14 protein-coding genes and 2 pseudogenes are annotated in these 15,741 nt (G+C 44.0%); 10 read left to right on the top strand and 6 right to left on the bottom strand.

What is annotated here, in order from left to right; genetic code table 11:
• The 3 genes and pseudogenes from D3H35_RS00410 to D3H35_RS00420 form a co-directional block, all read left to right on the top strand.
• Window positions 1–402 (top strand): annotated as a pseudogene (locus D3H35_RS00410) (hypothetical protein); the annotation flags it as partial.
• Complete coding sequence (locus D3H35_RS00415) at window positions 380–697, top strand: FAD-dependent oxidoreductase (protein WP_233567663.1); 318 nt, start codon at window positions 380–382, stop codon at window positions 695–697. The pseudogene D3H35_RS00410 and the gene D3H35_RS00415, both read left to right, overlap by 23 nt.
• Window positions 663–1,703 carry a hypothetical protein gene (locus tag D3H35_RS00420; protein WP_119147298.1) on the top strand — a complete coding sequence of 347 codons (1,041 nt, stop codon included), beginning with the start codon at window positions 663–665 and terminating at the stop codon, window positions 1,701–1,703. Before D3H35_RS00415 ends, D3H35_RS00420 begins: the two co-directional genes overlap by 35 nt.
• Window position 1,704: 1 nt before the next feature.
• Here D3H35_RS00420 and D3H35_RS00425 read toward each other — a convergent pair whose 3' ends face one another.
• Complete coding sequence (locus D3H35_RS00425; RefSeq protein WP_158593866.1) at window positions 1,705–2,652, bottom strand: AraC family transcriptional regulator; 948 nt, start codon at window positions 2,650–2,652, stop codon at window positions 1,705–1,707.
• A 381-nt stretch (window positions 2,653–3,033) separates the two neighbouring features.
• Between D3H35_RS00425 and D3H35_RS00430 the strand changes: the two genes are divergently transcribed.
• Both D3H35_RS00430 and D3H35_RS00440 read left to right on the top strand, forming a co-directional pair.
• Entirely contained in the window at window positions 3,034–4,248 is a 1,215-nt protein-coding gene (locus D3H35_RS00430) for an ABC transporter substrate-binding protein (protein ID WP_119147300.1), read from the top strand.
• Between the two features lie 491 nt (window positions 4,249–4,739).
• The gene (locus tag D3H35_RS00440; RefSeq protein ID WP_267901325.1) at window positions 4,740–5,126 is read left to right on the top strand and encodes a carbohydrate ABC transporter permease; all 387 of its coding nucleotides are present in this window, start codon (window positions 4,740–4,742) and stop codon (window positions 5,124–5,126) included.
• A gap of 981 nt (window positions 5,127–6,107) precedes the next feature.
• On the opposite strand, the gene D3H35_RS34455 is transcribed toward D3H35_RS00440, so the two are convergent.
• The 3 genes from D3H35_RS34455 to D3H35_RS00460 form a co-directional block, all read right to left on the bottom strand.
• Window positions 6,108–6,347 carry an ABC transporter permease subunit gene (locus D3H35_RS34455; RefSeq protein ID WP_119147304.1) on the bottom strand — a complete coding sequence of 80 codons (240 nt, stop codon included), beginning with the start codon at window positions 6,345–6,347 and terminating at the stop codon, window positions 6,108–6,110.
• 602 nt (window positions 6,348–6,949) lie between these two features.
• Complete coding sequence (locus D3H35_RS00455) at window positions 6,950–7,261, bottom strand: carbohydrate ABC transporter permease (protein ID WP_158593867.1); 312 nt, start codon at window positions 7,259–7,261, stop codon at window positions 6,950–6,952.
• A gap of 513 nt (window positions 7,262–7,774) precedes the next feature.
• The gene (locus tag D3H35_RS00460; protein ID WP_158593868.1) at window positions 7,775–9,136 is read right to left on the bottom strand and encodes an ABC transporter substrate-binding protein; all 1,362 of its coding nucleotides are present in this window, start codon (window positions 9,134–9,136) and stop codon (window positions 7,775–7,777) included.
• 238 nt (window positions 9,137–9,374) lie between these two features.
• Here D3H35_RS00460 and D3H35_RS00465 point away from each other — a divergent pair, with 238 nt between their 5' ends.
• Entirely contained in the window at window positions 9,375–10,226 is an 852-nt protein-coding gene (locus tag D3H35_RS00465; protein ID WP_158593869.1) for an AraC family transcriptional regulator, read from the top strand.
• A 98-nt stretch (window positions 10,227–10,324) separates the two neighbouring features.
• Here D3H35_RS00465 and D3H35_RS00470 read toward each other — a convergent pair whose 3' ends face one another.
• Window positions 10,325–11,596 (bottom strand): FAD-dependent oxidoreductase, encoded by a 1,272-nt coding sequence (locus D3H35_RS00470; protein WP_267901326.1) that lies wholly within the window; start codon window positions 11,594–11,596, stop codon window positions 10,325–10,327.
• Between the two features lie 45 nt (window positions 11,597–11,641).
• On the opposite strand from D3H35_RS00470, the gene D3H35_RS34460 reads away from it, so the two are divergent.
• Both D3H35_RS34460 and D3H35_RS00480 read left to right on the top strand, forming a co-directional pair.
• Window positions 11,642–11,830 carry an FAD-dependent oxidoreductase gene (locus D3H35_RS34460; protein WP_411675113.1) on the top strand — a complete coding sequence of 63 codons (189 nt, stop codon included), beginning with the start codon at window positions 11,642–11,644 and terminating at the stop codon, window positions 11,828–11,830.
• Window positions 11,796–12,836 carry a hypothetical protein gene (locus tag D3H35_RS00480; protein ID WP_119147298.1) on the top strand — a complete coding sequence of 347 codons (1,041 nt, stop codon included), beginning with the start codon at window positions 11,796–11,798 and terminating at the stop codon, window positions 12,834–12,836. The genes D3H35_RS34460 and D3H35_RS00480 overlap by 35 nt, the downstream gene beginning before the upstream one ends.
• Before the next feature lie 97 nt (window positions 12,837–12,933).
• Here the strand turns inward: D3H35_RS00480 and D3H35_RS00485 are convergent, their stop codons facing one another.
• Window positions 12,934–13,785 (bottom strand): AraC family transcriptional regulator, encoded by an 852-nt coding sequence (locus D3H35_RS00485; protein WP_158593869.1) that lies wholly within the window; start codon window positions 13,783–13,785, stop codon window positions 12,934–12,936.
• Window positions 13,786–14,023: 238 nt separating this feature from the next.
• Here D3H35_RS00485 and D3H35_RS00490 point away from each other — a divergent pair, with 238 nt between their 5' ends.
• Together D3H35_RS00490 and D3H35_RS31740 are read left to right on the top strand one after the other, a co-directional pair.
• A complete protein-coding gene (locus D3H35_RS00490; RefSeq protein ID WP_158593868.1) occupies window positions 14,024–15,385 on the top strand; it encodes an ABC transporter substrate-binding protein in 1,362 nt (453 codons plus the stop codon).
• Window positions 15,386–15,495: 110 nt separating this feature from the next.
• A pseudogene (locus D3H35_RS31740) lies at window positions 15,496–15,741 on the top strand (hypothetical protein); the annotation flags it as partial.

Raw genomic sequence — 15,741 nt, forward strand, 5'->3', positions numbered from 1 at the left:
CCTGATGTATCAGACAATATTACGTTAGGAAGCACGCTGTTGTTCTATACCAAAGACGCCGGGCGGCCTGTGAAGTTTGTTCCGCCAAGTTTTACGAAAGACATTACTCAAACGCCAATTCCTATCAAAAGGGTATTGAACAGCGGAGATTCCGGATGTCATTATGGTGGATCGAGTGGGGGAGCAGAGGATATAGATACCCTTCATGATAATGAGCGGATACGTGATGAATTATGGTCTGTCATATATGGAATATGGGATTATATTAAAAACTCCGGCAAATTTGAAGCGGAAACCATGACCTTGGAATGGGTGGGCAGCATGCCGGGGAAACGGGAAACCGCAGATTCAAAGGGATTATGTCTTAAACCAGAACGACCTGGAACGCCAAACGCAATTTGAAGATAATGTAACCTACGGGGGCTGGTCGATTGACCTGCATCCGCCTGAAGGGATGTATGCCGCCGATTACACGTCTCGGCATTATCATTCGGACGGAATCTATCAAATTCCATATCGTTCCCTTTACTCATTCAATGTAAACAACCTATTATTTGCAGGTAGAAACATTAGCGCGACGCATATTGCCTTTGGATCGTCGCGTGTGATGGGGACGTGCGCCTCTGTAGGTCAAGCGGGCCGGTACCGCTGCTGCGCTTTGTGTGGAGAACAAGGCTACCCCGCGGGAGATTTATGAGAAGCATCTGAAACAACTGCAACAAACCCTCTTATGGGAAGATGCATCCGTTATAGGGATTAAGAACGAAGATCCCGCAGATCTTGCGCTTCAGGCGGAGGTTACTGCCTCAAGCTATTTAAGCCGCCTTGCCGTGGAGTCGGCGGATGAAGCATTCGAGCTTGCAACGGATGTTGCCTTCTTGATGCCCGTAGATCCTAACATCGAGAAAATACAAATTCTATTAGACGCTGCTGACGACACATCAGTGGAGGTCGAGGTCTGGGATACCGGAAGACAAGAAAATTACATCCCTTATCAGCTTCAAGTGCGAGATGTCCAAACCATTAAGAAGGGCAACAAACAATGGATAGAATTCAATCTCCCTTGGAGTCCGGAAAGTACGCAAAATGCCTTTGTGGTCATTAAGGAAAACCCGAGTGTATCCGTATATCTCTCTCACCAGCCAATGAGCGGAGTGCTCTCATTCGTTAGAGAAAAAGCGCTGAACGTCGCTCGTGGTATGGAATCGCTAAACCATGATCAGTTAGTTGTGAAATGGAACATGAAACGTGTAGTGCGCAAACCGTTCTGCTTCCGTCTAGCAACTGAGACAAAGGCCTATGAGCCTGCAAAAATTATGGATGGCTACCAGCGTCCTTACGGCGGAGCGCATATGTGGCTTTCAGAGCCTTCCAAGGATGATGCGTGGGTTGCATTGAAATGGGACAAGGAAGTGGAGTTTAATGAAATTCACATTACCTTTAACGATGATGTGAATGAAGATCTTATTAATCTCCATCATCATCGAACTGAATTTGATGTCATTCCGGAATTGGTCAGAGATTATCGTCTAGAGGTATTCGAGAAGGGGAACTGGCGCATTCTGTTTGAAGTAAAAGGCAACAGGCAACGAAAAAGAAAGCACACCCTGGAGAACGATGTGCGAACCGAACAGCTAAGGTTGGTAGTGGAACAAACGAATGGGACGGCTTATGCCGAGATCGTCGAGATCCGGGTTCGTTAAGTTAATCCATATGCAGCAATAAGCCAAACAAGGCTGCCCCGGGATGGGACAGCCTTGTTTGTATGTCCAAGCCAGGGCATAGCCCCGAGCCGGATATGTTAGACAAATTGGCGCTGCGATGAAATCGTACTTCGGTATTCAGTAGGGTAATGCCTTCAATCCTTTTGAAGCATCTGCTGAAGTAGAATGCATCGTTGAACCCGACAAGCTCGGAGATTTCCCCGATATTCTGATAGCCTTCCTTCATAAGCTCCTTGGACTTGTTAATGCGAACATTGATTAAATATTCGATCGGGGAGCTTCCGGTTATATCTTTGAAAATCACCTGCAGGTAAGATTGGCTCAGCTGAATATAGTCTGCCAAATCCTGAAGCTTCACCTTACGCGAATAATTATCGAGTATATACTGTGATACCTTTTCTACTTTCCGTATTTTATCGTAATTGAGGGACTGTTTAGATGAGTTCCACAGGAAGAGAAGGTTAAGGATCTCCATGAAATAAGCTCTTTCTCTGGATACTTTATTGAAGGTAGTGGGCGAGATCCATTCCTTGGTTAAATTCTGAAACAAATGAAGCACCCTGGAGAATAGATGGGAATCATTTAAGTGAAGGAACGATTGAATGGGCAGCGGAATGTCTTTCTTGATCCAATCATCGTTATCGAATAGTAGGCAGGAATACTTGAAATCCATACCGTAGCACTTCATTGGATTATCCTCGAACGTATATCCCCATCTGACATCGCCGGGCTTAAAGTAGATCAAATCCCCTTTGCCCACGCGCTGCTCTTCATTACATCCGATAACGGCTTCTCCATCGTACACAAGGATGAAGGAGTGGGTATCCCATACCTTTCTATGATTTACCCATGAACCATTTACGACTCTATGGATGACTTGAGTGAAGTGAGGAACCATGTTGTGTAAGTCACCTAAAGCATCGTTCATAGAATCACCTTCAGAATGGATTATTATTCGTAAGCGCATACATTACTGTTTTTATGGTGTTGATGTTATCACAATATAATAATGCATATCAAGGTGATTAGTTCATGGCATGCCTATTTTCAGTGTGATATTTTAAATGGGCAATTACTCGCAGCGGCTACTGGAGGGAGCGGAAACACAGCATTTAGTAAATTTTCGACAAGGATTAACGACACTATTCTTAGGGGGAAATGCTCGAATGAATAATCGTAAATGGCTAAAGGTTCTGTTGTTAGTCTTGGTATGTTGTTTATGCGTTTCACTAGCGGCTTGTCAGTCGAAAGAGAATACGAATAATGAAGCTTCGGGACATCCGGCAAACAACCTTCCGAGAAAACAACGATCAAGTGGACATTCTTAGATCCGAACGGAACAAGCGCCAGAGAAGTAGCCTTAAAGCAGATCATAACTAATTTTGAACGGGATAATCCGAATGTCAAAGTAGCGGTTGAACCGCAAGTATGGGATACGTTAGGAACGAAGTTCCTTGCCGCGAATCAAACGGGCAATGCGCCGGACGTTATCTGGACATCGATGGATGACTTTGGAACCGCTTTAAAACAAAATGCTCTGGTTGATTTTGAAAGCCTTTTCTTGAATAGCTGGACGCCAGAGGATATTAAAGATATTGACGATGCTTATTGGGCTTTCGGCAATAAGGATGGGAAACATTATCAGGTTACCTTATCAAGAAACTATATAGGCATCCTGTACAGAGAGGATCTACTAGCGGAGAAGGGCATTAAGGTTCCATTCAAGACATGGGATGAGCTCATCGATGCAGCTGTGAAGCTAACAGAGAAAGATGCGGCTACAGGCATTCAGAGATATGGTTTCGGCCAAGCGTTTAGTCCGGAATCGCCAGATCCGCAAGTATTCCCGCCGTCTCTAATTCAATCGCAAGGAGATATGTTTACAGAAGGCGGAAAGGCCAACTGGAGTACGGATGCGGGTGTTACGGCAATGAATCGTCAATTGGACATGGTTACGAAGTATAAGGTTACTCCGGATTCCGCGATATCGTCCTCTGTAGAAGATGTATATAACGAATTCAAAGCCGGAAGATATGCCATGATGATTGGCGCAGGAGTGAGGATTCCGACTCTGCAGAAGGAATCTACATTTGATGGAAGCAAAATTCAAATGACCTACTTCCCGAGCGAAGATGGCTCAACGTTCTCTCCGAGTGTTATTAACGGCTGGAATGTAGGTGTATGGTCGGGCAGCAAAAATAAAGAAGCGGCAGGAAAGTTCGTTGAGCATATGATCAATGCGGAGTCCGACGAAATTTGGATGACGGTAGGCGGTCAAGTTCCTGTTCGTAAGTCAACCGTGCAAAAAAACGCCGATTTCTTGAGCAAGCCTGATAAAACTTATTTGTCGGTCATGGCGGAAGGATTCGCCAAGTATGGATACGCGCAACCGTGGGAATTCCCGGTTAGCGGTTGGAGAGCCGACCTCAACAAGATTGCGCAGGATATATTGGTGAAAGGCAAGGATGTAAAGGCGGCATTGCAAGCAGCAGAGAAAGAGTTTAATGAAAGAGCGGGATCTTAACCGATCCTTACGATTTAACATCATAGATCCTTATTCACCACTGTGGGTTAGGGAAAATAACCCGCAGTGGTAAAGGGATAGCTATTCTTGCAACATTGGAGGGGCAATCGTGAAGGTAAATAAATTAGGGCTATTCTGGTATCGCCAAGCATCCTTTTTTTATCCGTGATTTTAATCATTCCCTTATTTTATACGATCTACATCAGCTTATACGATATGAGATATTTGCAGATGGGCGATTTTGTGGGGCTCAAAAAATATATAAAAGTATTTACGAGCGACGATATCATGTCTTCAATGCTGATCACATTTATTGTGACCTTTGTGGGATTATTCATATCTATTGTAACGGGCACTTTACTCGCATTATGGATTAATTCCAAGAAGGGCTTCACCGCTTATATTATCCAAATCATTGTGCTCATTCCTTGGGTAATCTCGATGGTTGTTGGAGCCCTCTTGTGGAAATGGATCTTCAATAATTTGGGATTATTAAATTATGTGTTGAATTCGCTGGTTTTCAGAGTGTCGATGTATTAGGGAACCCCAAAGCCGCACCTATAGCGCTCATTTTTGTAATTGCTTGGCGAACAGTCGGCTTTGCAATGGTATTGATTCTTGCAGGGCTGAAGAGTATTCCGAAGGAGCTGGAAGAGGCCGGAGAAGTAGACGGCGCGAGCAGATGGCATACCTTCTGGCTTATTAAGCTCCCGCTGTTAAAAACACCGATTATGGTTACATCCATTATTCTAATGCTTAGTAATTTCAACAATGTGGATGTTCCTATGGTGCTCACCGGCGGCGGACCGGGCGATGCGACGAATGTGATTACAATGGAATTGTATGACCAGGGTTTGTGTACTATAACTTCGGGGTAGCAAGCGCCTTATCCTTTGTAGTGCTTATGGTCAACATATTATTGATATCTCTCTACATCAGGATGGTGAAATATGAGATCTAAAGGACTGAATTTTACCTTCTCAGGCTCATTAAAATCGCTAATGCTTTTCATAGCCTTTGGACTAATCGTTGTCAATATCGTTCGATTTTTATGGGGACTGAAGACCTCTCTTAGTATCCTTCCGATATATTCTCATATCCGCCTAAACTATTTAATTCGAGGCCTCGTTTGAGCACATAATCCGAATCTTTAACGGAGGTATTTTCAAACCTTTCTAAATAGTATTTTTTACTGCGTGCCTCCATCATTTTTTAGACTGCATATGGATTTGACAGATTTTCCTTCAGGCTCAAGAAGCCGATGTTTTACCTGGTTGTATTTTGTATACCCTTGTCTATTGGAAGCTCGGCCCTAATTATTCCTAATTATTTGTATATGAGTGAATTGGGCTTTTTGAACGAGTGGTACACTTTGCCGATTTTATATACGGCTTATAATCTCCCCATGGCGATTTGGATTATTAAATCGGGTGTTGAGACCATTCCTGTCGAGGTAGACGAGGCGGCGACCATTGATGGGGCATCCAGATCTTACATTATATTCGGAATGATGTCAGTGCTGTGCAGACCCGCTTTGGCCCGCCGCCGCATTATCATATTACTTTTTGGGTGCATGGAACGAATTTATACTTCTTCCATCCACCATCAATGAACACCAGCCAATCATAACACCGGTTCAACTGGCTATCTACCAGTATTTAGGATTCTTCGGTCAAGAGAATATAAACACAGCTTAACAGCTACATGCAGTTCTGTGCCCCTGTATTCCATTAGATTTCACGGAACGGGCAGTTAATCCGGAAATCAGCATCCTGCCCAGGAGGTAAAGACGATAATCGATGGGATAATGGCCGCAGAAGCTGCCGCTGTTAACGGTCCCCATTCTTGACCGAAGAATCCTAAATACTGATAGATAGCCAGTTGAACGGTCTTAGATTGGGGCTGTTGATCATGATGGATGAAAGTATAAATTCGTTCCATGCACCCAAAAATATGAATAATGCGGCGGCGGCCAAAGCGGGTCTGCACAGCACTGACATCATTCCGAATATAATGTAAGATCTGGATGCCCCATCAATGGTCGCCGCCTCGTCTACCTCGACAGGAATGGTCTCAACACCCGATTTAATAATCCAAATCCGATGGGGAGATTATAAGCCGTATATAAAATCGGCAAAAGTACCACTCGTTCAAAAGCCCAATTCACTCATATACATAATTAGGAATAATTAGGCCGAGCTTCCAATAGACAAGGGTATACAAAATACAACCAGGTAAAACATCGGCTTCTTGAGCCTGAAGGAAAATCTGTCAAATCCATATGCAGCTAAAAGTCCGAGAAATAATCCAAAAATGATGGAGGCCACGCAGTAAAAAATACTATTTAGAAAGGTTTGAAAATACCCTCCGTTAAAGATTCGATATAGTGCTCAAACGAGGCCTCGAAATTAAATAGTTTAGGCGGATATGAGAATATATCGGAAGGAGACATAATAGAGGTCTTCAGTCCCCATAAAATCGGAACGATATTGACAATAACGATTAGTCCAAAGGCTATGAAAAGCATTAGCGATTTTAATGAGCCTGAGAAGGTAAAATTCAGTCCTTTAGATCTCATATTTCACCATCCTGATGTAGAGAGATATCAATAATATGTTGACCATAAGCACTACAAAGGATAAGGCGCTTGCTACCCCGAAGTTATAGTACACAAACCCCTGGTCATACAATTCCATTGTAATCACATTCGTCGCATCGCCCGGTCCGCCGCCGTGAGCACCATAGGAACATCCACATTGTTGAAATTACTAAGCATTAGAATAATGGATGTAACCATAATCGGTGTTTTTAACAGCGGGAGCTTAATAAGCCAGAAGGTATGCCATCTGCTCGCGCCGTCTACTTCTCCGGCCTCTTCCAGCTCCTTCGGAATACTCTTCAGCCCTGCAAGAATCAATACCATTGCAAAGCCGACTGTTCGCCAAGCAATTACAAAAATGAGCGCTATAGGTGCGGCTTTGGGTTCCCTAATACATCGACACTCTGAAACCAAGCGAATTCAACACATAATTTAATAATCCCAAATTATTGAAGATCCATTTCCACAAGAGGGCTCCAACAACCATCGAGATTACCCAAGGAATGAGCACAATGATTTGGATAATATAAGCGGTGAAGCCCTTCTTGGAATTAATCCATAATGCGAGTAAAGTGCCCGTTACAATAGATATGAATAATCCCACAAAGGTCACAATAAATGTGATCAGCATTGAAGACATGATATCGTCGCTCGTAAATACTTTTATATAATTTTTGAGCCCACAAAATCGCCCATCTGCAAATATCTCATATCGTATAAGCTGATGTAGATCGTATAAATAAGGGAATGATTAAAATCACGGATAAAAAAAGGATGCTTGGCGATACCAGAATAGCCCCTAATTTATTTACCTTCACGATTGCCCCTCCAATGTTGCAAGAATAGCTATCCCTTTACCACTGCGGGTTATTTTCCCTAACCCACAGTGGTGAATAAGGATCTATGATGTTAAATCGTAAGGATCGGTTAAGATCCCGCTCTTTCATTAAACTCTTTCTCTGCTGCTTGCAATGCCGCCTTTACATCCTTGCCTTTCACCAATATATCCTGCGCAATCTTGTTGAGGTCGGCTCTCCAACCGCTAACCGGGAATTCCCACGGTTGCGCGTATCCATACTTGGCGAATCCTTCCGCCATGACCGACAAATAAGTTTTATCAGGCTTGCTCAAGAAATCGGCGTTTTTTTGCACGGTTGACTTACGAACAGGAACTTGACCGCCTACCGTCATCCAAATTTCGTCGGACTCCGCATTGATCATATGCTCAACGAACTTTCCTGCCGCTTCTTTATTTTTGCTGCCCGACCATACACCTACATTCCAGCCGTTAATAACACTCGGAGAGAACGTTGAGCCATCTTCGCTCGGGAAGTAGGTCATTTGAATTTTGCTTCCATCAAATGTAGATTCCTTCTGCAGAGTCGGAATCCTCACTCCTGCGCCAATCATCATGGCATATCTTCCGGCTTTGAATTCGTTATATACATCTTCTACAGAGGACGATATCGCGGAATCCGGAGTAACCTTATACTTCGTAACCATGTCCAATTGACGATTCATTGCCGTAACACCCGCATCCGTACTCCAGTTGGCCTTTCCGCCTTCTGTAAACATATCTCCTTGCGATTGAATTAGAGACGGCGGGAATACTTGCGGATCTGGCGATTCCGGACTAAACGCTTGGCCGAAACCATATCTCTGAATGCCTGTAGCCGCATCTTTCTCTGTTAGCTTCACAGCTGCATCGATGAGCTCATCCCATGTCTTGAATGGAACCTTAATGCCCTTCTCCGCTAGTAGATCCTCTCTGTACAGGATGCCTATATAGTTTCTTGATAAGGTAACCTGATAATGTTTCCCATCCTTATTGCCGAAAGCCCAATAAGCATCGTCAATATCTTTAATATCCTCTGGCGTCCAGCTATTCAAGAAAAGGCTTTCAAAATCAACCAGAGCATTTTGTTTTAAAGCGGTTCCAAAGTCATCCATCGATGTCCAGATAACGTCCGGCGCATTGCCCGTTTGATTCGCGGCAAGGAACTTCGTTCCTAACGTATCCCATACTTGCGGTTCAACCGCTACTTTGACATTCGGATTATCCCGTTCAAAATTAGTTATGATCTGCTTTAAGGCTACTTCTCTGGCGCTTGTTCCGTTCGGATCTAAGAATGTCCACATTTTGATCGTTGTTTTCTCGGAAGGTTGTTTGCCGGATGTCCCCGAAGCTTCATTATTCGTATTCTCTTTCGACTGACAAGCCGCTAGTGAAACGCATAAACAACATACCAAGACTAACAACAGAACCTTTAGCCATTTACGATTATTCATTCGAGCATTTCCCCCTAAGAATAGTGTCGTTAATCCTTGTCGAAAATTTACTAAATGCTGTGTTTCCGCTCCCTCCAGTAGCCGCTGCGAGTAATTGCCCATTTAAAATATCACACTGAAAATAGGCATGCCATGAACTAATCACCTTGATATGCATTATTATATTGTGATAACATCAACACCATAAAAACAGTAATGTATGCGCTTACGAATAATAATCCATTCTGAAGGTGATTCTATGAACGATGCTTTAGGTGACTTACACAACATGGTTCCTCACTTCACTCAAGTCATCCATAGAGTCGTAAATGGTTCATGGGTAAATCATAGAAAGGTATGGGATACCCACTCCTTCATCCTTGTGTACGATGGAGAAGCCGTTATCGGATGTAATGAAGAGCAGCGCGTGGGCAAAGGGGATTTGATCTACTTTAAGCCCGGCGATGTCAGATGGGGATATACGTTCGAGGATAATCCAATGAAGTGCTACGGTATGGATTTCAAGTATTCCTGCCTACTATTCGATAACGATGATTGGATCAAGAAAGACATTCCGCTGCCCATTCAATCGTTCCTTCACTTAAATGATTCCCATCTATTCTCCAGGGTGCTTCATTTGTTTCAGAATTTAACCAAGGAATGGATCTCGCCCACTACCTTCAATAAAGTATCCAGAGAAAGAGCTTATTTCATGGAGATCCTTAACCTTCTCTTCCTGTGGAACTCATCTAAACAGTCCCTCAATTACGATAAAATACGGAAAGTAGAAAAGGTATCACAGTATATACTCGATAATTATTCGCGTAAGGTGAAGCTTCAGGATTTGGCAGACTATATTCAGCTGAGCCAATCTTACCTGCAGGTGATTTTCAAAGATATAACCGGAAGCTCCCCGATCGAATATTTAATCAATGTTCGCATTAACAAGTCCAAGGAGCTTATGAAGGAAGGCTATCAGAATATCGGGGAAATCTCCGAGCTTGTCGGGTTCAACGATGCATTCTACTTCAGCAGATGCTTCAAAAGGATTGAAGGCATTACCCCTACTGAATACCGAAGTACGATTTCATCGCAGCGCCAATTTGTCTAACATATCCGGCTCGGGGCTATGCCCTGGCTTGGACATACAAACAAGGCTGTCCCATCCCGGGGCAGCCTTGTTTGGCTTATTGCTGCATATGGATTAACTTAACGAACCCGGATCTCGACGATCTCGGCATAAGCCGTCCCATTCGTTTGTTCCACTACCAACCTTAGCTGTTCGGTTCGCACATCGTTCTCCAGGGTGTGCTTTCTTTTTCGTTGCCTGTTGCCTTTTACTTCAAACAGAATGCGCCAGTTCCCCTTCTCGAATACCTCTAGACGATAATCTCTGACCAATTCCGGAATGACATCAAATTCAGTTCGATGATGATGGAGATTAATAAGATCTTCATTCACATCATCGTTAAAGGTAATGTGAATTTCATTAAACTCCACTTCCTTGTCCCATTTCAATGCAACCCACGCATCATCCTTGGAAGGCTCTGAAAGCCACATATGCGCTCCGCCGTAAGGACGCTGGTAGCCATCCATAATTTTTGCAGGCTCATAGGCCTTTGTCTCAGTTGCTAGACGGAAGCAGAACGGTTTGCGCACTACACGTTTCATGTTCCATTTCACAACTAACTGATCATGGTTTAGCGATTCCATACCACGAGCGACGTTCAGCGCTTTTTCTCTAACGAATGAGAGCACTCCGCTCATTGGCTGGTGAGAGAGATATACGGATACACTCGGGTTTTCCTTAATGACCACAAAGGCATTTTGCGTACTTTCCGGACTCCAAGGGAGATTGAATTCTATCCATTGTTTGTTGCCCTTCTTAATGGTTTGGACATCTCGCACTTGAAGCTGATAAGGGATGTAATTTTCTTGTCTTCCGGTATCCCAGACCTCGACCTCCACTGATGTGTCGTCAGCAGCGTCTAATAGAATTTGTATTTTCTCGATGTTAGGATCTACGGGCATCAAGAAGGCAACATCCGTTGCAAGCTCGAATGCTTCATCCGCCGACTCCACGGCAAGGCGGCTTAAATAGCTTGAGGCAGTAACCTCCGCCTGAAGCGCAAGATCTGCGGGATCTTCGTTCTTAATCCCTATAACGGATGCATCTTCCCATAAGAGGGTTTGTTGCAGTTGTTTCAGATGCTTCTCATAAATCTCCCGCGGGGTAGCCTTGTTCTCCACACAAAGCGCAGCAGCGGTACCGGCCGCTTGACCTACAGAGGCGCACGTCCCCATCACACGCGACGATCCAAAGGCAATATGCGTCGCGCTAATGTTTCTACCTGCAAATAATAGGTTGTTTACATTGAATGAGTAAAGGGAACGATATGGAATTTGATAGATTCCGTCCGAATGATAATGCCGAGACGTGTAATCGGCGGCATACATCCCTTCAGGCGGATGCAGGTCAATCGACCAGCCCCGTAGGTTACATTATCTTCGGACGGAATCTATCAAATTCCATATCGTTCCCTTTACTCATTCAATGTAAACAACCTATTATTTGCAGGTAGAAACATTAGCGCGACGCATATTGCCTTTGGATCGTCGCGTGTGATGGGGACGTGCGCCTCTGTAGGTCAAGCGGGCCGGTACCGCTGCTGCGCTTTGTGTGGAGAACAAGGCTACCCCGCGGGAGATTTATGAGAAGCATCTGAAACAACTGCAACAAACCCTCTTATGGGAAGATGCATCCGTTATAGGGATTAAGAACGAAGATCCCGCAGATCTTGCGCTTCAGGCGGAGGTTACTGCCTCAAGCTATTTAAGCCGCCTTGCCGTGGAGTCGGCGGATGAAGCATTCGAGCTTGCAACGGATGTTGCCTTCTTGATGCCCGTAGATCCTAACATCGAGAAAATACAAATTCTATTAGACGCTGCTGACGACACATCAGTGGAGGTCGAGGTCTGGGATACCGGAAGACAAGAAAATTACATCCCTTATCAGCTTCAAGTGCGAGATGTCCAAACCATTAAGAAGGGCAACAAACAATGGATAGAATTCAATCTCCCTTGGAGTCCGGAAAGTACGCAAAATGCCTTTGTGGTCATTAAGGAAAACCCGAGTGTATCCGTATATCTCTCTCACCAGCCAATGAGCGGAGTGCTCTCATTCGTTAGAGAAAAAGCGCTGAACGTCGCTCGTGGTATGGAATCGCTAAACCATGATCAGTTAGTTGTGAAATGGAACATGAAACGTGTAGTGCGCAAACCGTTCTGCTTCCGTCTAGCAACTGAGACAAAGGCCTATGAGCCTGCAAAAATTATGGATGGCTACCAGCGTCCTTACGGCGGAGCGCATATGTGGCTTTCAGAGCCTTCCAAGGATGATGCGTGGGTTGCATTGAAATGGGACAAGGAAGTGGAGTTTAATGAAATTCACATTACCTTTAACGATGATGTGAATGAAGATCTTATTAATCTCCATCATCATCGAACTGAATTTGATGTCATTCCGGAATTGGTCAGAGATTATCGTCTAGAGGTATTCGAGAAGGGGAACTGGCGCATTCTGTTTGAAGTAAAAGGCAACAGGCAACGAAAAAGAAAGCACACCCTGGAGAACGATGTGCGAACCGAACAGCTAAGGTTGGTAGTGGAACAAACGAATGGGACGGCTTATGCCGAGATCGTCGAGATCCGGGTTCGTTAAGTTAATCCATATGCAGCAATAAGCCAAACAAGGCTGCCCCGGGATGGGACAGCCTTGTTTGTATGTCCAAGCCAGGGCATAGCCCGAGCCGGATATGTTAGACAAATTGGCGCTGCGATGAAATCGTACTTCGGTATTCAGTAGGGGTAATGCCTTCAATCCTTTTGAAGCATCTGCTGAAGTAGAATGCATCGTTGAACCCGACAAGCTCGGAGATTTCCCCGATATTCTGATAGCCTTCCTTCATAAGCTCCTTGGACTTGTTAATGCGAACATTGATTAAATATTCGATCGGGGAGCTTCCGGTTATATCTTTGAAAATCACCTGCAGGTAAGATTGGCTCAGCTGAATATAGTCTGCCAAATCCTGAAGCTTCACCTTACGCGAATAATTATCGAGTATATACTGTGATACCTTTTCTACTTTCCGTATTTTATCGTAATTGAGGGACTGTTTAGATGAGTTCCACAGGAAGAGAAGGTTAAGGATCTCCATGAAATAAGCTCTTTCTCTGGATACTTTATTGAAGGTAGTGGGCGAGATCCATTCCTTGGTTAAATTCTGAAACAAATGAAGCACCCTGGAGAATAGATGGGAATCATTTAAGTGAAGGAACGATTGAATGGGCAGCGGAATGTCTTTCTTGATCCAATCATCGTTATCGAATAGTAGGCAGGAATACTTGAAATCCATACCGTAGCACTTCATTGGATTATCCTCGAACGTATATCCCCATCTGACATCGCCGGGCTTAAAGTAGATCAAATCCCCTTTGCCCACGCGCTGCTCTTCATTACATCCGATAACGGCTTCTCCATCGTACACAAGGATGAAGGAGTGGGTATCCCATACCTTTCTATGATTTACCCATGAACCATTTACGACTCTATGGATGACTTGAGTGAAGTGAGGAACCATGTTGTGTAAGTCACCTAAAGCATCGTTCATAGAATCACCTTCAGAATGGATTATTATTCGTAAGCGCATACATTACTGTTTTTATGGTGTTGATGTTATCACAATATAATAATGCATATCAAGGTGATTAGTTCATGGCATGCCTATTTTCAGTGTGATATTTTAAATGGGCAATTACTCGCAGCGGCTACTGGAGGGAGCGGAAACACAGCATTTAGTAAATTTTCGACAAGGATTAACGACACTATTCTTAGGGGGAAATGCTCGAATGAATAATCGTAAATGGCTAAAGGTTCTGTTGTTAGTCTTGGTATGTTGTTTATGCGTTTCACTAGCGGCTTGTCAGTCGAAAGAGAATACGAATAATGAAGCTTCGGGGACATCCGGCAAACAACCTTCCGAGAAAACAACGATCAAAATGTGGACATTCTTAGATCCGAACGGAACAAGCGCCAGAGAAGTAGCCTTAAAGCAGATCATAACTAATTTTGAACGGGATAATCCGAATGTCAAAGTAGCGGTTGAACCGCAAGTATGGGATACGTTAGGAACGAAGTTCCTTGCCGCGAATCAAACGGGCAATGCGCCGGACGTTATCTGGACATCGATGGATGACTTTGGAACCGCTTTAAAACAAAATGCTCTGGTTGATTTTGAAAGCCTTTTCTTGAATAGCTGGACGCCAGAGGATATTAAAGATATTGACGATGCTTATTGGGCTTTCGGCAATAAGGATGGGAAACATTATCAGGTTACCTTATCAAGAAACTATATAGGCATCCTGTACAGAGAGGATCTACTAGCGGAGAAGGGCATTAAGGTTCCATTCAAGACATGGGATGAGCTCATCGATGCAGCTGTGAAGCTAACAGAGAAAGATGCGGCTACAGGCATTCAGAGATATGGTTTCGGCCAAGCGTTTAGTCCGGAATCGCCAGATCCGCAAGTATTCCCGCCGTCTCTAATTCAATCGCAAGGAGATATGTTTACAGAAGGCGGAAAGGCCAACTGGAGTACGGATGCGGGTGTTACGGCAATGAATCGTCAATTGGACATGGTTACGAAGTATAAGGTTACTCCGGATTCCGCGATATCGTCCTCTGTAGAAGATGTATATAACGAATTCAAAGCCGGAAGATATGCCATGATGATTGGCGCAGGAGTGAGGATTCCGACTCTGCAGAAGGAATCTACATTTGATGGAAGCAAAATTCAAATGACCTACTTCCCGAGCGAAGATGGCTCAACGTTCTCTCCGAGTGTTATTAACGGCTGGAATGTAGGTGTATGGTCGGGCAGCAAAAATAAAGAAGCGGCAGGAAAGTTCGTTGAGCATATGATCAATGCGGAGTCCGACGAAATTTGGATGACGGTAGGCGGTCAAGTTCCTGTTCGTAAGTCAACCGTGCAAAAAAACGCCGATTTCTTGAGCAAGCCTGATAAAACTTATTTGTCGGTCATGGCGGAAGGATTCGCCAAGTATGGATACGCGCAACCGTGGGAATTCCCGGTTAGCGGTTGGAGAGCCGACCTCAACAAGATTGCGCAGGATATATTGGTGAAAGGCAAGGATGTAAAGGCGGCATTGCAAGCAGCAGAGAAAGAGTTTAATGAAAGAGCGGGATCTTAACCGATCCTTACGATTTAACATCATAGATCCTTATTCACCACTGTGGGTTAGGGAAAATAACCCGCAGTGGTAAAGGGGATAGCTATTCTTGCAACATTGGAGGGGCAATCGTGAAGGTAAATAAATTAGGGGCTATTCTGGTATCGCCAAGCATCCTTTTTTTATCCGTGATTTTAATCATTCCCTTATTTTATACGATCTACATCAGCTTATACGATATGAGATATTTGCAGATGGGCGATTTTGTGGGGCTCAAAAATTATATAAAAGTATTTACGAGCGACGATATCATGTCTTCAATGCTGATCACATTTATTGTGACCTTTGTGGGATTATTCATATCTATTGTAACGGGC

It is taken from the genome of Cohnella faecalis (assembly GCF_003570905.1).
In the GTDB taxonomy this organism is placed as follows: Bacteria; Bacillota; Bacilli; order Paenibacillales; family Paenibacillaceae; genus Cohnella; species Cohnella faecalis.